This window comes from Micromonospora sp. WMMD980 (assembly GCF_029626035.1).
Lineage (GTDB): Bacteria > Actinomycetota > Actinomycetes > Mycobacteriales > Micromonosporaceae > Micromonospora.
Genome location: NZ_JARUBE010000003.1, coordinates 6196198 through 6217277, shown reverse-complemented (window position 1 = coordinate 6217277; position 21080 = coordinate 6196198). Strand labels below are relative to the sequence as shown.

Below are 21080 nucleotides of genomic sequence, written 5' to 3'. Positions count from 1 at the left end.
CGAGCCGCCCCGACGTGGCGAGGTCTACTGGTTTGACTTCAATCCAGCTAGAGGCTCCGAGCAGGCAGGCCACCGCCCAGCAGTGGTCATCTCCCAAGACTCGTTCAACAGGATCATGAAAGTTGTGATCATCGCAGCTCTCACCACGTCGGTTCGTCCGGGCTCGCCTGCTGCGGTGCATCTTCCTGCTGGCCAGCCCCTCGACAAAGAGGGTTCTGTCCTCGCGTTTCAGGTCATGACAGCCGAGAAGTCACGCCTAAAGGACTATGCCGGCAGACTGAGCAGTAGCCAGCTGCTCCGACTTGACGCAGCACTTCGCACGTCTTTCGGTCTCTGACCGCTCCGGGGCCATCCCGTCTGCCGTCGACCCGCCCTCTGGGGAGCGGCTGGCGCTGGTCGCGGTCACCTGGCTGGCGCTGCGACTCGCGCCCGTCGGGCAGCGCGGCACCTGGACCGCGTTCGCGGTGGCCGCGTACACGTTGCCGGGCGCGGCCGGCGCGGTGCTGTTGGGGCGGGTGCTGGGTGCGCGCAGCGGCGCCCAGCTCGCCGGCTGGGACGCGAGCCTGCGGGCGCTCGCGTTGGGGGCGATTCCGGTGGCGCACCTGGCCGGGGTGTGGGACGTCGGGCTCTATGTGGCGCTGCTGGCGGTGTCGTCGTTGCTGCACCCGTGGGGGACGGCCGGCCGGTTCACGCTGGTGGCGGAGTTGCTGCCGCAGCGGCACCACCTGGCCGGCAACGCGCTGCTCGGGATGTTCGGGCAGGCGGCGACCGTGGTCGGGCCGCCGCTGGCCGGGCTGCTCATCGCCGGGGTGGGGCCGATTTGGGTGCTCGCGGTCGACGCCGGCACGTTCGCGGTGCTGGCGGTCAGCTACCGGCTCGCTGTTCCGGCGGACAACCGGCGTGCGGGGCGGGCGGCGGGGGCCGGGCCGCCGCGTACCTCGGGCTTCCGGGTCATCGCCCACGACCGCGCGCTGCTCGGCCTGCTGGCGTTGACGTTCGTGTTCTTCTTCCTGTTCGGGCCGTTCTACGTGGCCATGCCGGTGCATGTGACGGCGGACCGGCACGCCTCGGCGGCGCTGCTCGGTGCGTTCTACACCGCGTTCGGCGTCGGGTCGCTGCTCGGCGGGCTGCTCACCGGCTTCCTGCGGGACCGGCCGCCGCGCGGTGTGCTGGCCGGCGTCGTGGTGGTGTTCGGCACGGCGTTGCTGCCGCTCGGCCTGGGCGCGCCGGTCGTCGTGTCGCTGCCGGCGTTCGCCCTCGCCGGCCTGGTCTGGGCGCCCTACCGGCCGACCGCGACGGCGCTGTTCCAGCGTCGCGCCGGCGTGGCGGAGCTGCCCCGGGTGCTGGCCGCCAACGGGGCGGTCACGGTGCTGGCGGTGCCGCTGGGCACCATGCTCGGCGGGCCGGCGACCGCCGCGCTCGGGGCGCGGCCCACGCTCCTGTGGTGCGCGGCGGGGACCGTAATGCTCGGGCTGGTGGCGGCCGGGTCAGGCGGCCAGGGACTGCTCGGCGCGGACCGCGGCGGCCTCGGCACGGGCGATCGACCCACGCGGCAACGCCGCGACCAGCGCGCCGACGCCGACCGCCGCGCCGGCGAAGAGGAACGCCCACGGCACGCCGCCGGCGTGGTCGACGATCAGACCGGCGACCGCGCCGCCGACGGCGCTGGCCGCCACCGACATGGTGACCACCCAGGTGTACGCCTCGTTCAGCATGCCGGTCGGGGCGACCCGCCCGACCAGCGTGTTCTCCAGGGTGAGGGCGGGCGCGATGGCGGCGCCGCCGAGCACCAGGGCGACGCCGAGCGCGACCGGGCCGGGCATCACCGCGAAGACGGCGAAGCTGGCCGCGACCGCGCCGAGCAGCCAGGCGAACTGGCGGGTCATGTTGGCGGCGGGCTTGCGTACGCCGAAGGAGAACCCGCCGACGGCGCTGCCGACGCCCCAGACGGCGAGCAGCACGCCGGCCAGGCTCTCCGGGTCGGCGGCGCCGGTGTTCCCGGCGAAGGCCGGGACGATCACGCCGGAGGCGCCGAACGCGATGCCGAGGCTCGCCACGCAGAGCAGCAGCGCGGGGAAGCCACCGACCCGCAGCGGGCCGAGACCCTGGGCGTGGTGCTCGCGTGGGTGCGGGCGCCAGCCGCGCATAACCCGGCCGAGGGCGACCGAGCCGGTGCCGACGAAGGTGACCACAGCGGCCCCGACCAGCGCGGCGGACGCGTCGGCGGCCAGCACGAAGCCGGCCACCAGCAGCGGGCCGAGCACGAAGACGACCTCGAACAGGGAGGTTTCGGCGGCGAGCGCGGTGTTGCGCAGGTGGCCCCGCCCGGTCGCCGGCGCGGTCAGGTCGTTCCAGGCGCCCCGGATGGCGGCGGTCAGCGGCGGGTAGGTGGCGCCAGCGACGCCCGCGGCCAGGTAGATCAGCGGCAGGTTGGCGACGTCGGCGCGGCTGGCGCCGAGCAGCCCGAGCAGGGCCAGGGGGTGGGCCAGCGCGGTGGCCAGCAGCACCGGTGTGGGGCCGACCCGGTCGGCGATCCGGCCGGCGACCGGGCTGAGCGCGGCGCCGGCGAGCGCGTAGATGCCGCCGGCGACGGCGGCGAGCGAGTAGCGGCCGGTCACCTGCTCGACGACGAGCAGCAGCGCCAGCGGGGTCATGCCGATCCCCAACCGGCCGACGATGCCGAGGATCAGCAGCATCGGCGCGCCGGGGATCCGCCACACGCCCAGGTACTGGCGCGGTGCGGCCACGGTGTGCACCTCCGGGAGGACAGGTAATGGGTGAAGCCGTATTCGACCCTAACGCCCCAGCTCATCCGGGTGTTCGTCGAGTCGGTCACATCGGGGGTCGGACCGGGGCTGACTGGCTTGCCGGCAGGGGGTAGGTTGCTCATCGAACTGAGTCCATGCCAACGGCGGCGGGGTCGGCCGCCGGCGTGATCGGAGGTCGGATGAGCGGCAGGGCCGTCGGGACGCTGCGGGTCGGGATCGGGGTCGGGGTCGAGGACGCGGACCCGTCGCGCCGATGACCGGCACCGCGACGCCCTCCCCCGGCTACCGCGCGCTCTTCCGACACCCGGTCGCGGCCCGGCTGCTCGCCGCCCGGGGCATCTCCGAGTTGGGTGACTTCATCGGGCTGGCCGCGCTGCTGCTGCTCGCCTACGACCAGACCAACTCCGTGCTCGGGCCGGCCGCCGTCTACGCCGCCCGGATGCTGCCCGCGCTGCTGGTGGCCACGATGTTCAGCGGCTGGCTGGACGTGCCGGTCCGGCGCACCATGCTCGTCGCGCTGTCGCTGGGCGGCGCGGCGCTCATCGCCGTACCGGTCGCGGTTCCCCGGCCGCTGCCGGCGATCCTGGCCGCCGGCCTGCTCGGCGCGGTCCGGGCCGCCTACTCGAGTGTGCACGTGGCGGTCACCGCCGAGGCGGTGGCGACGCCGCTGCGGCTGCCGCTGTTCGGGCTCTCCGCGTTCGCCAACCAGAGTGGCCAGGTGGTCGGCCTGCTCGCCGGGGCGAGCCTGACGGTGGCGCTCGGCCCCCGGCTGGCGCTCGTGATCGATCTGGTCTCGTTCCTGCTCGCGGCCGTGATCCTGGCCGGCCTGCCGGTCGGCCCGCAGGAGGGCCGGCGCCGCCGGCCGCCCGCCACCGCGGGGATCCGGATCATCGCCGGTCATCCGGTGTTGCGTGTCGTCGCCCTGCTCACCCTGGCCACGGTCCTGTCCGGAGCGCTGCCGGAGACGCTCGCCCCGGACCTGGCCGGCGGGGGCTGGCGGCCGGTGCTGCTGGCCGCCTCGTCGTTCGGCGGCGCCGTGTTCGTGCTGGTGGTCGGCAGCCGCGGTTGGCTGGCCCGGGTGTCCGGCCAGGTGGTGGTCGTCCGGGCGCTCGGGCTGGCCCTGCTCCTGGCCGGCCTGCTGGTCGCGCTCGGCGCCCCGGTCTGGGCGCTCGTCCCGGCGAACGCGTTGATCGGCGCCGGCGCGGGATGGCTGATCGGGGCGCAGGCGACGTTCGCGCGGCTGGCGCCCCCGGAGCGGATGGGGCAGGTGGAGGCCACCATGATCGCCTCCAACATCGTGTTCTCCGGGGTCGGGATCTTCCTGCTCGGCGGCACCGCCGCCCTGTTCGGTCCGGCGGCGGCCTACCTGGCGGCGGGTCTGGTGCTGTTCGTCGTGCTGCTGGCCACCCGGGCGGACCGGCTGCCCGAGCCGGCCTGAACGCGACCCCGCCCGCGTCCGGGGCGGACGCGGGCGGCGATGGACGGACGGATCAGCGCTGGAACTGCACCGGCCCCGAGTTGCGGGCCAGCTGTTCCAGCCGGGCCACCCGCTGCTCCATCGGCGGGTGGGTGGCGAACATCGCGGCGATGCCACCGCCCCGCTTGAACGGGTTGTCGATCATCAGGTGGGCGGTGCTGGCGAGCTGACCCTGCGGGGCCAGCGGGCGGGCCTGGGTCCCCATGTGGATCTTCTTGAGCGCGCTGGCCAGGGCCAGCGGGTCGCGGCTCAGCTCGGCGCCGGACGCGTCGGCCTGGTATTCCCGGCTGCGGCTGATCGCCAACTGGATCACGGTGGCCGCGATCGGGCCGAGGATCAGGGTGAGCAGCAGCACCGCCGGGTTCGGGCCGTCCTCGTCGTCGGACGAACCCAGCGGGATGAACCAGGCCAGGTTGGCCAGCATGGTGATGATGCCGGCCAGACCGGCCGCCACGCTGGAGATCAGGATGTCCCGGTTGTAGACGTGGGACAGCTCGTGCCCGATCACGCCGCGCAGCTCCCGGTAGTCGAGGATCTCCACGATCCCCTGCGTGACGCAGACCGCCGCGTGCTCCGGGTTACGCCCGGTGGCGAACGCGTTCGGCTGCGCCGTCGGGCTCACGTAGAGCCGGGGCATCGGCTTGCCGGCCTGCGTCGACAGCTCCCGCACCATCCGGTACAGCTCGGGGAACTGTGCCTCGCTGACCGGTTGCGCCTTCATCGAGCGCAGCGCGAGCTTGTCGGAGAAGAAGTAGGTGACGCCGTTCATCAACAACGAGACGACCACGGCGATGACGAGACCGCCGCTACCGCCGAACCAGTAGCCGACCGCGAGGATCAGCGAGGTCAACAGGCCGAGCAGCGCTGCGGTCTTGAGACGGTTGTGATGCACGATCGATCGCTCCTTCGGTGCGCGGGGTGTCCCGCTGACCGGTTCAACACACCGGTACCCGTCAACCATCCGGCTCATGGCTGAAAGTTGGCTGGGGATTCCTGTGCGCCCGCTGAACCGACCGCCCACCCGGGCACGAACCGGTCAGCGCGCCGCGACGTCCAGCACGAGCTGCGGTGCGAAACCGATCACCACGGCCGCCACGGTGGCCACCCCGAGCGCCCACACCACCCCGCGCGCGGGCCGCACGGGCGTGCCGCCGGCCGGCGCGTAGAGCGTCGCGGCCACCCGCAGGTAGTAGGCCAGGCCGAGCACCGCGTTCAGCGCCACCACCAGGGCCAGCCAGCCGGCGTGCCCGGCCAGCAGCGACCGGACCACCGTCACCTTCGCGAACAGCCCGGCCAGCCCCGGCGGCAGGCCGGCCAGCCCGACCAACGCCAGCGCGAACGCGCCACCCACCCACGGGTGCCGCCGCGCCGCGCCGCGCAGGTCGGCGAGCGTGCCGCCGTCGCCGTCCGCCGGCCGCAACGCCACCACCGCGGCGAACGCGGCCAGCTCCAGCAGCACGAAGAACACGGCGTACGCGACTGCCGCCGCGTACGCCCCGTCGCGCGCGTCGACGGTGCGCCCCGCCGCCAGCGCCAAGGCGCCCAGCGGGGCCAGGATGTAACCCGCCTGGGCCACCGACGACCAGGCCAGCAACCGGACGGTACGCCGCTGGCGCAGCGCCACCAGGTTGCCCACGGTCATGGTCAACGCGGCCAGCACTGCCAGCACCGGACCGGTCACGCCGGCCGGCAGCGCCCGCTGCACCACCGCCAGCAACGCCACCACGCCGCCCAGCTTCGACGCGGTCGACAGGTAGGCGGCCACCGGCAGCGGCGCGCCGTCGTACGTCGCCGGCGCCCAGGCGTGGAACGGCACGGCGGCCACCTTGAACGCCAGCCCGGCCACCACCAGCGCCACCGCGACAGTGGTCAGCGGCAGGTCGCGCAGGTCGTCCCGGGCGGCCAGGGTGCCGCCGAGCCGGTCCAGGTGCAGGCCGCCGGTGACCGCGTAGAGCAGCGCCGCGCCGAGCAGCGTCACCGTGGTGGCGACCACACTGACCACGAAGAACGTCACCGCCGCCTCGGCCCCGGCCAGGCTGGCCCGGCGCAGCCCGACCAGCACGTAGAGCGGCAGCGTCAGCGTCTCCAACGCCACCAGCAGGGTGATCAGGTCGCCGGCCGCGCCGAGCACCACACCGCCGGTCATCGCGCAGGCCAGCAGGAAGCAGTATTCGCCGGCCGGGATGCGCCCGGCCCGCAGCAGCGGACCGGAGATCACCAGCACGGCGAGCGTGAGCAGGGCGATCACCGCCGCCACCAGGGCGGCCCGGCCGCCCCACACCCAGGAGCAGTCCGCGCCGACGCAGAACGTGCGCCGCTCACCGGCCGCCCCGACCAGTGCCGCGCCGGCCGTGGTGCCGCCCGCGCCGAGCGCCGCCACGGCCACGGTCACCGTCCGGCGGGCCACCAGCAGGTCGACCAGGAGCGCCAGCACGGCCGTGCCGGCGGCCAGGTAGGCCGGCAGCAGCGCCACGTTGTCGACACGCTGCACCAGACTCATGGCACGACCCCCAGCAGGGCCTCCACCGGTCCGGAGGCATAGGACAGGACCAGCGCCGGCGCCAGGCCGACGGCGAGCGCGAGCACCACCAGCGGCGCCCAGGCGGTCAGCTCCGCCCCGGCCAGCCCCGGCCCGAGCGGCGCGACCGCCGCGCTGGGCCGGCCGTGACTGACCCGGCGCAACAACCGCAAGAGGTACGCGGCGGTCAGCGCGCCGCCCAGCGCCGCCAGCACGGCGAGCGTCAGCCACAGCGGCCCGCCCCGCCGCACGGCGGCCACCACCGCGAACGCCTCACCCCAGAAGCCGGCCAGGCCGGGCAGCCCCAGCGAGGCCACCGCCGCGAAGCCGAGCAGCCCGGCGAGCCGGGGCGCGGTCTCCCGCAACCCGGACAGCTCGGCGAGCACACCGGTGTGCGTCCGGTCCTTGATCGCCCCGGCCAGGAAGAACAGCAGGCCGGTGATCACCCCGTGGGCGATGTTGCCGATCAGCGCCGCCTGGAGGCCGGTGGCGGTGAGCGTGGCCACCCCGAGCAACACGAACCCCATGTGCCCCACGCTGGAGTAGGCGATCAGCCGCTTCAGCTCGACCTGGGCCAGGCAGACCAGGCCGCCGATTCCGATCGCCGCCACGGCGAGCGCGCCGAGCACCGGCGACGCCCAGCGGGCGCCCTCCGGGGCCACCCCCACGGCCACCCGGATCAGCCCGTACGTGCCCATCTTCAGCAGCACCCCGGCGAGGATCACACTGCCCACGGTGGGCGCCTGGGTGTGCGCGTCGGGCAGCCACGAGTGCAGCGGCCACAACGGGCTCTTCACCGCGAACGCCAACGCCAACAGCGTGAACGCGGCCAACTGCGTGTCGCGGGACAGGCCGGCGCCGCCGGTCAGCGTGGTCAGGTCGGCGGTGCCCGCGGCGGCTACCACCACGTAGACGCCGACCAGCAGCAGCACCGAGCCGAACAGGGTGTAGAGCGCGAACTTGCGGGCCGCCCGGCGCCGGTCGTCGCCGCCCCAGCCGGCGATGATCGCGTACATCGGCAGCAGGACGACCTCGAAGAAGAGGAAGAACAGCACCAGGTCGAGCGCGAGGAACGTGCCGAGGATGCCCACCTCGACCACCAGCAGCAGCGCCACCAGCGCCCGGCCGCTGCCGCCGCCCGCCGGCACCCGCCACAGCGTGAAGCCGCAGCACAGCAGCGTGAGCAGCGCGGTCAGCACCACGAGCGGCCAGGAGATGCCGTCCACCCCGAGGTGGAAGCGCAGGTCCAGCCCGGGCACCCAGGTCAGGTCGAGCTGGTGCCACGGCTGCACCGCCGGACGGGGGCCGTACCCGAACCAGCCGTGCTCGCCGCCGACCAGCGGCAGCGTCGCCAGCAGCGTCAAGGCGGCGGCCACCGTGCCGACCAGCCGGCCGGCCCGGTCACCCGGCACGGCGGCCGTCGCGACCGCGCCCAGCGCCGGGACCGCGACCACCGCGACCAGCAGGACCTGCCCGAACGTCATGAGGTGACTCCGATCAGGGCGACCGCCAGGCCGATCAGCAACGCGCCGGCGAGCACGCCGGCCGCCGCGCGCGGCAACGCCGCCCGGTGCGCCGCGGCCAGCCCGTCGCCCAGCTCCACCGCCGCCCGGCCGGCACCCTCCACCAGGCCGTCCACCCCCAGCTCGTCGCCGGCCCGCACGGCCCGCGCGAGCACGCCGGTCGGGCGTACGACGAGAGCGTGCTGGACGTCGTCGAGCCGGAACGCCCGGGCGAACACCGGCCGCAGCGGACCCAGGAAGCGGGCCGGGTCGGCGGCCGGATCCCGGCGCCAGCCGGCCCAGGCCACGCCCGCGCCGGCCGCGAGCAGCAGGAACGGCAGGATCAGGTTGGGCGCGAGGTGGACCAGCTCGACCGCCTCGCCGGTGTCGTCGCCCGGCACTCGCAGGCGGTCGGCGAACCACGGCGCGAACGCGGCCAGCCCGAGCAGCGCGGCCGGGACCGCGAGCAGCAGCACCGGCCAGCGCAGCGACGCCGGCGGGTCGTGCGGGCGGACCAGCGGCGCGCGGGCCGTGCCGAAGAACGTGCGCAGCAGCAGCCGGGTGGCGTACCAGGCGGTGACCGCCACGCCGAGCAGCCCGGCCAGCCAGACCAGCCACCCCACCCAGCTCGCGGTCGGGCCGGCGCCGTCGAGCGCGTTGGCCTCGGCGGCGGCGAGCACGCCGTCCTTGCTCCAGAAACCGGAGAGCGGCGGCACCCCGGCCAGCGCGCCGAGCCCGACCACCACGCACCAGAACGTGACCGGCATGCCGGTGCGCAGGCCGCCCATCCGGGACATCAGCGTGGTGCCCACCGCGTGGATCACCGCGCCGGCGGCGAGGAACAGCAACGCCTTGAACGCGGCGTGGGTGAGCAGGTGGAACAGCGCGGCGGCGGGCGCGCCGACCGCGAGCGCGCCGGTCATGTAGCCGATCTGGGAGACCGTGGACCAGGCCAGCACCCGCTTGATGTCGTCCTGCGCGGTGGCTGCGAACGCGCCCAACAGGATGGTGATCGCGGCCAGCACGCCGAGCACCGCGAGCGCGGCCGGGGCCTGCGCGAAGAGCGGGAACAGCCGGGCCACCGCATAGACCCCGGCGGCCACCATGGTCGCGGCGTGGATCAGCGCGGAGACCGGCGTGGGGCCGGCCATCGCGTCCGGCAGCCAGGTGTGCAACGGGAACTGGGCGCTCTTGCCGGCCACCCCGGCGAGCAGCAGCAGGCAGGCGGCGGTCAGCGTACCGGTGGACCAGTCGTGCGCCAGCACGTCGGCGATCCGGAAACTGCCCGCGCCCACCCCGAGCAACGCGATGCCGAGCAGGAAACCGACGTCACCCACCCGGGTGACCAGGAACGCCTTCACTGCCGCGCCGGGCGCCTCCGGCAGCCGCCGGTCGTGGGCGATGAGCAGGTACGAGCAGATGCCCATCACCTCCCAGCCGACCAGCAGCATGATCAGGTCACCGGACACCACAACGGTCAGCATGGCGGCGGTGAAGAGGCTGAGCTGGGCCGCGTACGGCGGGTAACGGTGGTCGACGTCCACGTCGTCGTGCGGGCCGCGACGCAGGTAGCCCGTCGAGTAGACCTGCACGGCGAGCGCCACCACGGTGACCGCGGTGGCGACCAGCACCGCCACGCCGTCCAGCCGCAGGCCCAGCGTGACCCGCAGCCCGCCCAGCTCGACCCAGGTGGTGGACGCCTCCACCGACCCGTCGACGCGGAGCAGCAACGCCAGCGCGGCCAGCAGCGCCACCGCCGCGCCGGTCACGCCCAACCCGACCGCCAGCCTCCGGGCCGGCGCCCGGTCCCCGTGCGAGACGGGCGGCAGCAGCAGCCCGAGCAGGCCGGCCACCAGCGGCGCGCCCGGCAGCACCGCCGCGAGCCACAACGTCGACGTGCTCACCGTGCCACCTTTGTTCGCGACTGCGGGGCTCGCAAAACCGGCTCATTCCTCGCGCTCATGGGGCCACCTCGTCCCGGACGGCCGGCGGGCGCTCGGTGAGCGGGACGTCGTCGACCGTGACGCTGGCCCGCAACCGGTAGAGCTGGAGCACAATGGCCAGCCCGACGCCGATCTCGGCGGCGGCCAGCACGATCACGAACAGCGCGAACACCTGACCGGAGTGCGGCAGCGCGGCCCGGACCGTGGTGTCCGCGGTGACCAGGACCAGGTTGACCGCGTTCAGCATCAGCTCCACGGCCATCAGCACCAGCACCGCGTTACGCCGGCGCAGCACGCCGTAGACGCCGAGGCCGAACAGCAGCGCGGCGGTGACGTAGGGGATGACCGGCCTCACCGGCGCCCGCCCTCGTCGACGGCCACCGCCGCCGGTTCCGGCCGGGCCGGGCCGTCGCCGGCCGGGTCGGGCGTGGCCGGGCGGCCGATGTCGGGGCGGGAGAGCACGATCGCGCCGACCAGCGCGGCGAGCAGCAGCACCGAGAGCACCTCGAACGGCAGCACCCAGGAGCGGAACACCTGCTCGCCGAGGCGCTCGGCGGTGCCCGCGGCGGGCAACGCCACCCGGGACCAGCGGAACGCGTCGACCAGCAGCACGGCCAGTCCCAGGCCGCTGCCGGCGCCGACCAGCGCGGCCGGCCAGCCGGGCCGGTCCAGGTCGTCGGAGGGCCCGATCGGGGCGCGGGTCAGCATCACCGCGAACAGCAGCAGCACCACCACCGCGCCCACGTAGATCAACACCTGCACCCAGGCCACCAGCTCGGCGGTGAGCACCAGGTAGTCGCCGGCGAGCGCGCCCAGGCACACCACCAGCCACAGGCCGGCCCGGACCAGGTGGCGGGTGGCCACCACCAGCGCGCCCGCGCCCACCGCCACCGCGCCGAGCGCGAGCAGCAGCACGTCCGCACCGGTCATGAGGCCGCGCCCTCCCCCGGCTCGGCGGCGTCGGAGCGTACCCGGCTCGGGGCCGGACGGGCGGCGGGCGCCGCGGCCTTGCGGGCGGCGGTGGTCTCCTCCTTCGAGGGGACGCCGAGCGGGTCGTGGGCCGGCGGCGGCGGCACGGTGCCCATCCACTCGCCCAGATGGTCCTTGTCGTGCAGCAGGTCCTTGATGTCGTACTCGGCGTACTCGAACTCGGGCGACCAGTAGAGCGCGTCGAACGGGCAGACCTCGATGCAGATGCCGCAGTACATGCAGAGCGAGAAGTCGATGTCGAACTTGTCGAGCACGTTGCGCTGGCGGGGGCGGGCGGCGCCGGGCACCGCCACCTCCTCCTTGTACGAGTCGATGTAGATGCACCAGTCCGGGCACTCGCGGGCGCACAGCATGCAGACCGTGCAGTTCTCCTCCAGCAGCGCGATCACGCCACGGGAGCGGGGCGGCAACTCGGGCGCGACGTCCGGGTACTGCTGGGTGGTCGAGCGGCGGGTCATCGTCTTCAACGTGACCGCCAGGCCCTTCACCAGCCCGCCGCCGGGCACTCCACCGTGCTCGCTCATGCCGCCCATCCTGCCCTGTGCCCCGGGCGCGCGCGACCACCACCCGACTCTTGGCGGCGGTATCGTGAGCGCGGGAGGCTCACGCCCCGCCGGGTGTGAGCGGGGGCAGCATCTGCACGCCGAGCTGCTGGAGCACCTGGAACAGCTCGTTGACGCTCCACACGTCCGCGATCCGGCCCGCCTCGTCGAAGCGCAGGAACGACGCCCCGGAATAGCTGACCACCCGGCCGGTCGGCGGCACCGGACCGAACTGCCCGGCCTGGGTGCCGGCGGCCCGCCAGCGCACCGCGACCCGCCCGCCGCCGGCCACCACCTCGACGATCTTGTAACGCAGGTCGGGGAACGACGCCCGCCGGTCCCGGTGCCAGGCCAGCACCGCCGCCGGCCCGACGCCGGCCAGCCCGGGGCACTCCGGGGCCACCAGCTCGTACGCGCTCTCCTCGCGGCCGGCGTTCCACACGTCGGCGACGAAGCGCCGGGCCGCCGCCTCCACATCGGTCACGCCCGGCAGCCTATGCCGTCCTCTGCGCCGCTCGCCCTGCCGGGACCGGCCGAAGCGACCATGATGGGAACGGAACCCGACTCGGGAGGTGGGCGTGGGCGGCAGCGACGACGAGGTCCTGGACCGGACCGGCGGCAAGTACGTGGAGCCGGGCGGCGAGTTCACCCGGGACCAGCGCTACATCGCGACCCGGATCACCGCGGACGCGCGGGACGGCTGGCCGGTGGAGCCGGGCCGCTACCGGCTGGCGGTCAGCCGGGCCTGCCCCTGGGCGAACCGGTTGATCATCGTCCGCCGGCTGCTCGGGCTGGAGGACGCCATCTCGCAGGCGGTCGCCGGCCCCACCCACGACAAGCGGAGCTGGACGTTCGACCTGGACCCCGGCGGCAAGGACCCGGTGCTGGGCATCGAACGGCTGGCCGACGCCTACTTCGCCCGGTTCCCCGGCTACGACCGGGGCATCACCGTCCCGGCGCTGGTCGACGTGCCCACCGGGCAGGTGGTCACCAACGACTACGCGCAGATGAGCCTGGACCTGTCGACCGAGTGGACCGAGTACCACCGGCCGGACGCGCCGGAGCTCTACCCGGAGCGGCTGCGCGGCGAGATCGACGAAGTGAACGCGGTCGTCTTCGCCGACGTCAACAACGGTGTCTACCGGTGCGGCTTCGCCGGCAGCCAGGAGGCGTACGAGCGGGCGTACCACCGGCTCTTCGACCGGCTGGACTGGCTGAGCGAGCGGCTGGCCGGGCAGCGTTACCTGGTCGGCGACACGATCACCGAGGCGGACGTGCGGCTGTTCACCACGCTGGTCCGCTTCGACCCGGTCTACCACGGGCACTTCAAGTGCAACCGGCAGAAGCTGAGCGAGATGCCGGTGCTCTGGGCGTACGCCCGGGACCTGTTCACCACGCCGGGCTTCGGCGACACGATCGACTTCGACCACATCAAGCGGCACTACTACGAGGTCCACCGGGACATCAACCCGACCGGGATCGTGCCGCTCGGCCCGGACCTGTCGAACTGGCTCACCCCGCACCATCGGGAGGAGTTGGGCGGCCGCCCCTTCGGCGACGGCACCCCGCCCCCGCCGCCCGCTCCCGAGGAGCGGGTCGACCCCGCCCACACTCCGCTGCGCTGAGCTGTGGTGTTAAGCGGGGCCCCCTCCTATGCGGAATGCGTTAAGCGGGGGCCCCGCCTCACATCGCCAACCGGACGGCGACGGTGAGCACCAACTGCGCGAGGGCGAGCGGCACCAGGACCAGCCAGCAGAGGCGCTGGAGCTGGTCCTCGCGCAGCCGCGGATAACTCACCCGCAGCCAGATGATCACGAACGCCACGGCGAAGACCTTGAGCAGCGTCCACAGCCAGCCGAGCTGGGCGTCGGCGAACGGGCCCTGCCAGCCGCCCAGGAAGAGCACCGTGGTCAGCGCCGCGATCACCACGATGCCGACGTACTCGGCGAGCAGGAAGAACGCGAACCGCAGGCCGGTGTATTCGGTCATGTAGCCGAACACCAGCTCGGAGTCGGCCACCGGCATGTCGAACGGCGGGCGGCGGATCTCGGCCAGCCCGGCCACGAAGAAGATCACCATGGCCGGCGCCTGCCAGAGCAGCCACCACGGCCGCCACGCCTCGACGATCCCGCTCAGGCTGAGCGTCCCCGCCGCCATCGCCACCGAGGCGGCGGCCAGCACCAGCGGCAGCTCGTACCCGAGCAGCTGGGCGGCGCCGCGCAGCCCGCCGAGCAGGCTGTACTTGTTGGCCGACGCCCAGGCCGACATGAGCACCGCCAGCACCCCGACGCCCACCACCGCGAGCACGAAGAACAGGCCGATGTCGAGCGGCTGGGCGACCAGGTCACCCGGGCCGAGCGGGATGACCAGCAGCACCAGCAGATAGGGCACCAACGCCACGGCCGGGGCCAGCCGGAACACCTGCCGGTCCGCGTCACGCGGAGTGACGTCCTCCTTCTGCACGAACTTCACCCCGTCGGCCACGAGCTGCGCCCAGCCGTGGAAACCGCCCGCGTACATCGGGCCCAGCCGGCCCTGCATGTGGGCCATCACCTTGTGCTCGGCCTGGCCCACGATCAGCGGCAGGGTGAGGAACGCGACGAGCACGCCGGCCACCCGCAGGACCAGCTCCAACCACTCCGGCATCAGTCCTCCCCCGCCTCGGCTCCGCCACCGGGCTCCGGCCGGGCCGGGTCGGCCGCCGGCTCCGGCCGGGCCGGGTCGGCGGTCCGGTCGGCCGCCGACTCGTGCCGCGCCGCGCCGGTCGGCCGCTCGCCGGGCACCGGGCGCCCGAGCGGGCCGGGTTCCGGCGGCGGCGGGGCGGGTTCCCGGCGGGCCGGACCGGTCGGCCGGGACGCACCCGGGATCGGACGATCATCGGGACCCGGCCGCGCCGGCCGCTCGCCGGACGCCGGCCGGACGCCGGCCGGACGCTCGGAGCGCTCGCCGGACGCCTGACGCGCCGGGCGCTCACCCGGGGCCGGCCGCGCCGGGCGTTCGCGGGCCGGGCGGGCCGGCGTACCCCCGCGGGGGCCCTCGCCGACGCCTGCCGCACCGGCCGGCGTGGGCGTCGCGCCCCACTCCCCCGGCGCGGGCACGCCCGGCGGCCGGATCGGCCGGCGACCGCCGCCCGCCTCTGACTCGCCCGGCTCCTTCGCGCCCGGCCACGGCTTCGCCACCCGGGAGGCCAGCACGAACTCCTTGCGCAGCGGGTGCCCCTCGAACTCCGGCGGCAGCAGCAGCGGCCGCAGCTCGCCGTGGCCGGCGAAGTCGATACCGAACATCTCGTGGGTCTCCCGCTCGTGCCAGGCGGCGCCCGGGAAGACGTCGACCACGGACGCGACGACAGGCGTGTCCCGGGGCACCCGGGTGCGCAGCAGCAGCCCGTGCCGGTGCCGCACCGACCACAGGTGCGCGACCACGTCGAAGCCGTCGGCCAGCTCGTCCACCGCCGACAGCCAGTCGAGGAAGTCGCACCCCAGCTCGGCGTCGTCGCGTGCCGCGCGCAGCGCGTCCGCCCAGCTCGCCGGCGGCACGTCGACGGTGGCGCGGGCGTGTCCCTGACCGCCGGAGACCGACGCGGTGGCCTCGACGGACGCGAGCAGCTCGACCACCCGCCGGCCTACCTCTTCCGGAGTCATGCGCTGATCCTATGGCCGACGGCTTCCGCCCGGGTCGGGCCGTCCAGGCCCGGATCGTCGCTTTGCCGAGCGGTTCGGCGGCCGGCGGGGAAAGATGGGGCTCGTGCGCGCTGTGACTGTGACCCCCGGTGTCCCGGACTCGCTACGCCTGACCGAGGACTGGCCCGAGCCGGCGCCCGAGGAGGGCGCGATCCTGGTCGAGGCGCTCGCCGTCGGCGTCTGCGGCACCGACCAGGAGATCATCGCCGGGGAGTACGGCGAGGCGCCGCCGGGCCAGGAGCGGCTGGTGCTCGGCCACGAGTCGCTGGGCCGGGTGCTGGAGGACCCGACCGGCACGCTGCACCCGGGCGACCTGGTGGCCGGCGTGGTCCGCCGCCCGGACCCGGTGCCCTGCGCGAACTGCGCGGTGGACGAGTGGGACATGTGCCGCAACGGGCAGTACACCGAGCACGGCATCAAGGGGTTGAACGGCTTCGCCCGCGAGCGGTGGCGGCTGCAACCCAAGTTCGCCGTCGGCCTCGACCCGGCGCTCGCGTCGGTGGGCATGCTGCTGGAGCCGACGAGCGTGGTGGCGAAGGCGTGGGACCACATCGAGCGGATCGGCCGCCGGGCCGAGTGGAAGCCGAAGACCGCGCTGATCACCGGCGCCGGGCCGATCGGCCTGCTGGCCGCGCTGCTGGCCAGCCAGCGCGAGCTGTCCGTGCACGTGCTGGACCGCAACACCACCGGCCCGAAGCCCGACCTGGTCCGGGCGCTCGGTGCCACCTACCACACCTCGACCGTGGCCGAGCTTGATCTCGAACCGGACGTGGTGGTCGAGTGCACCGGCGCGCCGCCGGTGGTGCTGGACGCGATGTGCAAGGCCGCGCCGAACGGCATCGTCTGCCTCACCGGCGTGTCCAGCGGCGGCCGGACCATCGACTTTGATGCCGGCGCGCTCAACCGGGAGCTGGTGCTGGAGAACAACGTGGTGTTCGGCTCGGTCAACGCCGGCCGGCGGCACTGGGAGCTGGCCGGCGAGGCGCTCGCCCGCGCCGACCGGTCGTGGCTGAACGCGCTGATCACCCGCCGGGTGCCGGTCTCCGCCTACCGCGAGGCGTACGCGTCGACGGGCGACGACATCAAGGTGGTGCTGAACTTCGCGCAGTGACCCGCTCAGATGCCCGCCCAGGTCGGTGAGCACCCCATACAGCTCCTCGGGCTCGTTCACGTCGGCCCAGTCGAGGTCCGCCGCGTACGGGGAGACCTCGGCGACGAGCTGGCCGACGCCGTCCAGCTCGGTGAAGCCCAACCACGGGTCGGCGTGCGCCTGCAACGCCCGCTGCGACTCCGCGGCGCGGTGCCCCTGGTGCCGGAAGTACGACCGGACCCGCTCGTCGTCGATGACGTCGAACACCAGCCGGCCGGAGGCGTTCAGGTAGGTGCCGAAGTTCTCGGCGTGCAGGTCGCCGTGGATCGACACCCGGCTGGTCCGGTCGTCGAGGTAGCGGTCGCCGGCGAAGTCGCCGCGCTGGTCGGCGTAGCAGAGCGAGGCGCTGCCCCGGTAGAACGCGAACGGTGAGGCGGCCATCTTGCGGAACTTGCGGCGGAACGCCGCCGGGTCGATCGCCAGGGACGCGCCGAACTCCTCGGTCAGCACGTCGGCGATGAAGGCGGAACGCTTCTCCGGGGAGTCGATCATGGCCCGCATGGCTAGCGCCGCCCCGCCACCGGACGGCTCAGCCGGCCGGTGGGCGCACCGGGGGCGCGGTCAGCGCCTCCACCGGTCGGGGGACCACGTCCGCCGGGGAGGCGAGCCCGTCCGGGCGGGGCACGCCGCCCACGCCGGCCTGCTCGGCGGCGATCTTCGCCTGAAGGCGGAGGATGCCGTGCAGCAGCGCCTCCGGGCGCGGCGGGCAGCCGGGCACGTAGACGTCGACCGGGATGAGCTGGTCGACGCCCTTGGTCACCGAATAGGAATCCCAGTAGGGGCCGCCGCAGTTGGAGCAGGCGCCGAACGAGATCACGTACTTCGGCTCGGGCATCTGGTCGTAGAGTCGCTTGACCGCTGGGGCCATCTTGTCGGTGACCGTGCCGCTGACCACCATCAGGTCGGCCTGCCGGGGGCCGTGGGCGAACGGGATCACGCCGAGCCGCATGAAGTCGTGCCGGCCCATGCTGGTCGCGATGAACTCGATGGCGCAGCAGGCCAGCCCGAAGTTGAACACCCAGAGCGAGTAACGGCGGCCCCAGTTGAGCACGAACCGGATCGGCTCGCCGAGCACGGCCGGCAACTGCACCTCGGGCCTCCCCCTGCGCTGTCTCTGAACCGACAGTCAACCACAGCCACCGACGGCGCAACCGACGCAACCGGCGGCGGCGTCAGCACGTGTGACGGATAAGACTGCGCCCGGCGGCGCGTACGGGGAGGAACGGATGACCGTGACGAGCGAGGCGCGGCTCGGTGAGCCGCCACCCGACGAGACGACGGACGGCCCGGACGGACACCAGGCGGTCGACTTCGACGGGCTCTACCATGCGCACTTCCGGTCGCTGACCGTGCAACTCGCCGCCTACTGCGGCGACCTGTCCCAGTCGCAGGACCTGGTGCAGGAGGCGTTCTGCCGGGCCTTCGCCCGCTGGTCGCGGGTCTCCCGCTACGACGATCCGGTGGCCTGGGTGCGCCGGGTCGCCTGGAACCTGGCCACCAGCCGCTGGCGGCGGCTGCGCACGGCCGAGTCCTGGCTGCGGAAGCAGCGCGAGGAGTACGTGCCGGGTCCCGGCCCGGACCGGGTGGCGCTGACCACGGCGCTCGCCCAGTTGCCGCCCAGGCAGCGCCGTGCCGTGGTGCTGCACCACCTGGCCGACCTCAGCGTCGGCCAGATCGCGGAGCAGGAGGGCGTGCCGGAGGGCACGGTCAAGTCCTGGCTGCACCGGGGGCGGGCCGCGCTGGCGGCCCAGCTCACCACCACGAACGAGGTGACCGATCATGCCTGAGCCCCGGGACTCGCGCCTGAGCGGCGCATTCGAGGCGTACCGCACGCTGACCCTGGACGCGGTCGTGCCGGCCGGGCCGGACGCGGTGCGGCGCACGGTGCGGCGCCGGCGGCGACGCCGGGTGACCACCGTGGCGGTCGTGGTCGCGGCGGCGGTCGCCGCGCCGGTGGCCGCCTGGGCCGCGCTGGGTCGCGCGCCCACACCGGCGCCGGTGACGTCGCCGGCGCCGAGCACGGCACCCGCTCCGAGCGAATCGCCGAGCGTCGGCCCGTCGGCCTCGCCGAGCGCGCCGACCGGCCGGATCGAACGGGCGGAACTACTCGCGGCCACCGTCGATCTGCCGGCCTGGCCGGCCGGCGCGGGCTGCCGGGCCCGGAACGTGCGCCTCGCGGAACGCACCGGCGGCAGCGGCGACGTGCTGCTCTCCACCTCGGCGTACGCCTACGGCGACGTCGACGGCGACGGCGTGCCGGAACCGGTGGCGCTGCTGCGCTGCCTGCGCGGGCGCAGCCCGTACCCGGAGCAGGTGGTGGCGTTCGACCGGGGCGCGGACGGCGTGCCGGTGGCGCTCGGGCGGGTCTTCCGGTCCGACCCGCGGCGGCCGGAGTGGTTCGTCGCCCTCGACGCGCGGCCGGACGGGGCGCTCCGGGTCGAGGTCGCCGACCGGCTCCCGACCGACGGCCGGGAGCCGGACGCGGCGCACCGGCAGACCCGGACCTACCGTTGGACGGACGCCGAGTTCACCCAGACCGGCGGACCGACGGCCTTCCCGGTCGAGCCGCCGCCGTCGGTGTCCACCTCGGCGACCGGGCCGACGCCGGTGTCACCGTTGTTCGCGGTCACCACCACCCCGGTCGTCTACGGCCCGCCGGACGCCGACGGGTGGCGGCGGGGCATGACGACCGTCACCGTCACCAACATCGGTTCCGGACGGCTGACCGACGTCCGGGTGACCCTGCCGGACAGCGCCGAGGACACCCACGAGCACACGCGTGTCGAGAGCTGTCCCACCGCGGCCCACCGGGGCACCTTCTTCTACTGCTATCCCGGCCCGCTGGAGCCGGGCGGGCGGGCCGTGGTGGGCCTGCACTTCATCCGCCGGACGACCGGGCCGGACCACCACCTCACGGTCCAGGCGGAACGGGGTGGCGAGGGCGCGGCGGTGCCCGGCACCACCACGCGGGCCGACATCCCGGTGACGTTCGAGTGAGGGTCGCCGCCCGGTCACCAGGCCGGGCGTTGGAGCAGCCCGACGAACTCGGCGAGCAGCCGCTCGCGCACCGCCGCCGGGGCGGCGTCGAGCAGCGTGTTGACCACCGCCATCCGGTCCGGCACACCGGCGCCGCCGCCCAGGCCCAGCCCCTCGGCCAGCCCGGCCACCAGCGCCGGGGTGAGCGCCTCCGGGGCGAGGCCGCCGGCCAGCGCCACCAGTTCCGGCGGCAGCTGAACCGGGCCGGCGGTCCGTGTCGCCGCCACCGCGTCGGCCAGCGCCGGGGCGAACTCGGCCACCCGGGGCGCGACCGCGGCGGTCACCGTGAGGTGCACGCTGGCCGGCAGGTCGGCGTACCGGAGCTGGGGCTGGGTGTGCCAGCCACGCGCGGTCAGCTCGTCGACCAGCACGAACAGGTCCAGCTTCGGGTCGTCGGCGGTGAAGCAGACCACTGTGGACTCCGGTTCGGCCATCAGCCGCAGGCCGTCGGTCGTCCGCACCGCGTCGGCCAGTCCGGCGACCGCATCCCGGGTCGACGCGGCCAGCCGCAGGTAGCCGTCCTCACCCAGGTGGCGCAGGGTGGCGTACGCGGCGGCGATCGGTCCGCCGGAGCGGGTCGAGGCGATCACCGGGTTGACCATCGTGTAGCCGGGCCAGTCCGCGTACGCGAAGAACTGCGGGGCGCGGCACGCGGCGTCCCGGTGCAGCAGCACCGACACCCCCTTCGGCGCGTACGCGTATTTGTGCAGGTCCACCGAGATCGAGGTGACCCCGTCCACGGCGAAGTCGAATGCGGGCACCGGCACGCCGAGCCGGCGCAGCCAGGGCAGCGCCCAGCCGCCGAAGCAGGCGTCCACGTGACAGCGCACCCCGGCGGCCGCCGCGACGGCGGCGATCTCGGCGACCGGGTCGACGACGCCGTGCGCGTACGACGGGGCGGACGCGACCACCAGGACTGTCTCCGGCCGGATCGCGGCGGCCACCTCGTCCAGCGCCGGACGCAGCGTCACCGGGTCGACCGGCACCCGGTCCAGCGCCACCCGCAGGTAGTGCGCCGCCTTGGCGAACGCGGCGTGCGCGCTGGCCGGCACCACGATCCGCGGTTCGGCGAGGTCGGGCCGGGCGTCCCGGGCCGCCTTGACGGCGAGCAGCAGCGATTCGGTGCCGCCGCCGGTGACGCTGCCGACGACGTCCGGCGCGCTCGTGCCGGGACCGCCGCCGAGCAGCCGGGCCGCGGCGGCGACCAGTGCGTTCTCCATCGCCAGCAGCGACGGGAAGGCGGTCGGGTCGAGGCCGTTCACGTGCGCGCTCTCCGCGTACGCGGCCTGGGCCAGCTCGTCCAGCCCGGCCACGCCGGGGTCGTAGACGTAGGCGAAGAGCCGGCCGCCGTGCGTCGGCCGGTCGGCCGCCCGCAACGCCCGGATCTCGTCGAGCACCCGCGTGGCGGGCAGCCCCTCGGCGGGCAGCGCGCCCGTTCCTGCCGTCTCGGTCATCGGTCTCGGACGTTCCTCTC

Annotated in this window: 18 protein-coding genes and 3 pseudogenes; 6 read left to right on the top strand and 15 right to left on the bottom strand. The window is 74.6% G+C overall.

Annotated elements, in window-relative coordinates; all coding sequences use genetic code 11:
* Positions 1–464: 464 nt before the first annotated feature.
* Positions 465–1328 (top strand): annotated as a pseudogene (locus tag O7618_RS29390) (MFS transporter); the annotation flags it as partial.
* Here O7618_RS29390 and O7618_RS29385 read toward each other — a convergent pair.
* Together O7618_RS29385 and O7618_RS29380 are read right to left on the bottom strand one after the other, a co-directional pair.
* Positions 1280–1435 (bottom strand): hypothetical protein, encoded by a 156-nt coding sequence (locus tag O7618_RS29385; RefSeq protein ID WP_278109395.1) that lies wholly within the window; start codon positions 1433–1435, stop codon positions 1280–1282. The pseudogene O7618_RS29390 and the gene O7618_RS29385 overlap by 49 nt on opposite strands.
* Before the next feature lie 52 nt (positions 1436–1487).
* On the bottom strand, positions 1488–2747 hold the full coding sequence (locus O7618_RS29380) for an MFS transporter (protein WP_278109394.1): 1260 nt from the start codon (positions 2745–2747) through the stop codon (positions 1488–1490).
* A gap of 274 nt (positions 2748–3021) precedes the next feature.
* Between O7618_RS29380 and O7618_RS29375 the strand changes: the two genes are divergently transcribed.
* Positions 3022–4206 (top strand): MFS transporter, encoded by a 1185-nt coding sequence (locus O7618_RS29375; protein WP_278109393.1) that lies wholly within the window; start codon positions 3022–3024, stop codon positions 4204–4206.
* A gap of 52 nt (positions 4207–4258) precedes the next feature.
* Here the strand turns inward: O7618_RS29375 and htpX are convergent, their stop codons facing one another.
* The 8 genes from htpX to O7618_RS29335 form a co-directional block, all read right to left on the bottom strand.
* Positions 4259–5137, bottom strand: coding sequence for a zinc metalloprotease HtpX (gene htpX / locus O7618_RS29370; protein ID WP_278109391.1), 879 nt, complete (start codon positions 5135–5137; stop codon positions 4259–4261).
* A 144-nt stretch (positions 5138–5281) separates the two neighbouring features.
* A complete protein-coding gene (locus O7618_RS29365) occupies positions 5282–6745 on the bottom strand; it encodes a proton-conducting transporter membrane subunit (RefSeq protein WP_278109390.1) in 1464 nt (487 codons plus the stop codon).
* A complete protein-coding gene (locus tag O7618_RS29360; protein ID WP_278109388.1) occupies positions 6742–8247 on the bottom strand; it encodes an NADH-quinone oxidoreductase subunit M in 1506 nt (501 codons plus the stop codon). Before O7618_RS29360 ends, O7618_RS29365 begins: the two co-directional genes overlap by 4 nt.
* Positions 8244–10169, bottom strand: coding sequence for an NADH-quinone oxidoreductase subunit L (locus O7618_RS29355; RefSeq protein WP_278109387.1), 1926 nt, complete (start codon positions 10167–10169; stop codon positions 8244–8246). Before O7618_RS29355 ends, O7618_RS29360 begins: the two co-directional genes overlap by 4 nt.
* A gap of 55 nt (positions 10170–10224) precedes the next feature.
* Positions 10225–10563 (bottom strand): NADH-quinone oxidoreductase subunit NuoK, encoded by a 339-nt coding sequence (nuoK, locus tag O7618_RS29350; RefSeq protein ID WP_278109385.1) that lies wholly within the window; start codon positions 10561–10563, stop codon positions 10225–10227.
* Positions 10560–11138 (bottom strand): NADH-quinone oxidoreductase subunit J, encoded by a 579-nt coding sequence (locus O7618_RS29345; protein ID WP_278109383.1) that lies wholly within the window; start codon positions 11136–11138, stop codon positions 10560–10562. Before O7618_RS29345 ends, nuoK begins: the two co-directional genes overlap by 4 nt.
* Positions 11135–11722 (bottom strand): NADH-quinone oxidoreductase subunit I, encoded by a 588-nt coding sequence (locus O7618_RS29340; protein ID WP_278109382.1) that lies wholly within the window; start codon positions 11720–11722, stop codon positions 11135–11137. Before O7618_RS29340 ends, O7618_RS29345 begins: the two co-directional genes overlap by 4 nt.
* A gap of 79 nt (positions 11723–11801) precedes the next feature.
* Entirely contained in the window at positions 11802–12224 is a 423-nt protein-coding gene (locus O7618_RS29335; protein ID WP_278109381.1) for an ester cyclase, read from the bottom strand.
* 88 nt (positions 12225–12312) lie between these two features.
* Here O7618_RS29335 and O7618_RS29330 point away from each other — a divergent pair, with 88 nt between their 5' ends.
* Positions 12313–13365, top strand: a complete 1053-nt coding sequence (locus O7618_RS29330; protein WP_278109380.1) for a glutathione S-transferase C-terminal domain-containing protein — start codon at positions 12313–12315, stop codon at positions 13363–13365.
* 58 nt (positions 13366–13423) lie between these two features.
* Here the strand turns inward: O7618_RS29330 and O7618_RS29325 are convergent, their stop codons facing one another.
* Together O7618_RS29325 and O7618_RS29320 are read right to left on the bottom strand one after the other, a co-directional pair.
* Positions 13424–14386, bottom strand: a complete 963-nt coding sequence (locus tag O7618_RS29325; protein WP_278109379.1) for a complex I subunit 1 family protein — start codon at positions 14384–14386, stop codon at positions 13424–13426.
* 428 nt (positions 14387–14814) lie between these two features.
* Positions 14815–15381, bottom strand: a pseudogene (locus O7618_RS29320) (NADH-quinone oxidoreductase subunit C); the annotation flags it as partial.
* 103 nt (positions 15382–15484) lie between these two features.
* Between O7618_RS29320 and O7618_RS29315 the strand changes: the two are divergent.
* Complete coding sequence (locus O7618_RS29315) at positions 15485–16531, top strand: glucose 1-dehydrogenase (RefSeq protein ID WP_278109378.1); 1047 nt, start codon at positions 15485–15487, stop codon at positions 16529–16531.
* Positions 16532–16546: 15 nt separating this feature from the next.
* Here the strand turns inward: O7618_RS29315 and O7618_RS29310 are convergent.
* Both O7618_RS29310 and O7618_RS29305 read right to left on the bottom strand, forming a co-directional pair.
* Positions 16547–17062 (bottom strand): annotated as a pseudogene (locus O7618_RS29310) (DUF2252 family protein); the annotation flags it as partial.
* A gap of 37 nt (positions 17063–17099) precedes the next feature.
* Complete coding sequence (locus tag O7618_RS29305; protein WP_278109377.1) at positions 17100–17660, bottom strand: NADH-quinone oxidoreductase subunit B; 561 nt, start codon at positions 17658–17660, stop codon at positions 17100–17102.
* A gap of 136 nt (positions 17661–17796) precedes the next feature.
* On the opposite strand from O7618_RS29305, the gene O7618_RS29300 reads away from it, so the two are divergent.
* On the top strand, positions 17797–18357 hold the full coding sequence (locus O7618_RS29300; protein WP_278109376.1) for a SigE family RNA polymerase sigma factor: 561 nt from the start codon (positions 17797–17799) through the stop codon (positions 18355–18357).
* Positions 18350–19567 (top strand): hypothetical protein, encoded by a 1218-nt coding sequence (locus O7618_RS29295; protein ID WP_278109375.1) that lies wholly within the window; start codon positions 18350–18352, stop codon positions 19565–19567. Before O7618_RS29300 ends, O7618_RS29295 begins: the two co-directional genes overlap by 8 nt.
* A gap of 14 nt (positions 19568–19581) precedes the next feature.
* Here O7618_RS29295 and O7618_RS29290 read toward each other — a convergent pair whose 3' ends face one another.
* Positions 19582–21060: an aminotransferase class V-fold PLP-dependent enzyme gene (locus tag O7618_RS29290; protein ID WP_278109374.1), complete on the bottom strand. Its 1479-nt coding sequence runs from the start codon at positions 21058–21060 to the stop codon at positions 19582–19584.
* Positions 21061–21080: the final 20 nt, after the last annotated feature.

Excerpts from the sequence above, each read along its gene's own strand:
- O7618_RS29375 (WP_278109393.1), top strand. The coding sequence starts at position 3,022 with ATGACCGGCACCGCGACGCCCTCCCCCGGCTACCGCGCGCTCTTCCGA.
- O7618_RS29340 (WP_278109382.1), bottom strand. The coding sequence starts at position 11,722 with ATGAGCGAGCACGGTGGAGTGCCCGGCGGCGGGCTGGTGAAGGGCCTG.
- O7618_RS29290 (WP_278109374.1), bottom strand. The coding sequence starts at position 21,060 with ATGACCGAGACGGCAGGAACGGGCGCGCTGCCCGCCGAGGGGCTGCCC.
- O7618_RS29345 (WP_278109383.1), bottom strand. The coding sequence starts at position 11,138 with ATGACCGGTGCGGACGTGCTGCTGCTCGCGCTCGGCGCGGTGGCGGTG.
- O7618_RS29325 (WP_278109379.1), bottom strand. The coding sequence starts at position 14,386 with ATGCCGGAGTGGTTGGAGCTGGTCCTGCGGGTGGCCGGCGTGCTCGTC.
- O7618_RS29365 (WP_278109390.1), bottom strand. The coding sequence starts at position 6,745 with ATGAGTCTGGTGCAGCGTGTCGACAACGTGGCGCTGCTGCCGGCCTAC.
- O7618_RS29360 (WP_278109388.1), bottom strand. The coding sequence starts at position 8,247 with ATGACGTTCGGGCAGGTCCTGCTGGTCGCGGTGGTCGCGGTCCCGGCG.
- O7618_RS29295 (WP_278109375.1), top strand. The coding sequence starts at position 18,350 with ATGCCTGAGCCCCGGGACTCGCGCCTGAGCGGCGCATTCGAGGCGTAC.
- O7618_RS29300 (WP_278109376.1), top strand. The coding sequence starts at position 17,797 with ATGACCGTGACGAGCGAGGCGCGGCTCGGTGAGCCGCCACCCGACGAG.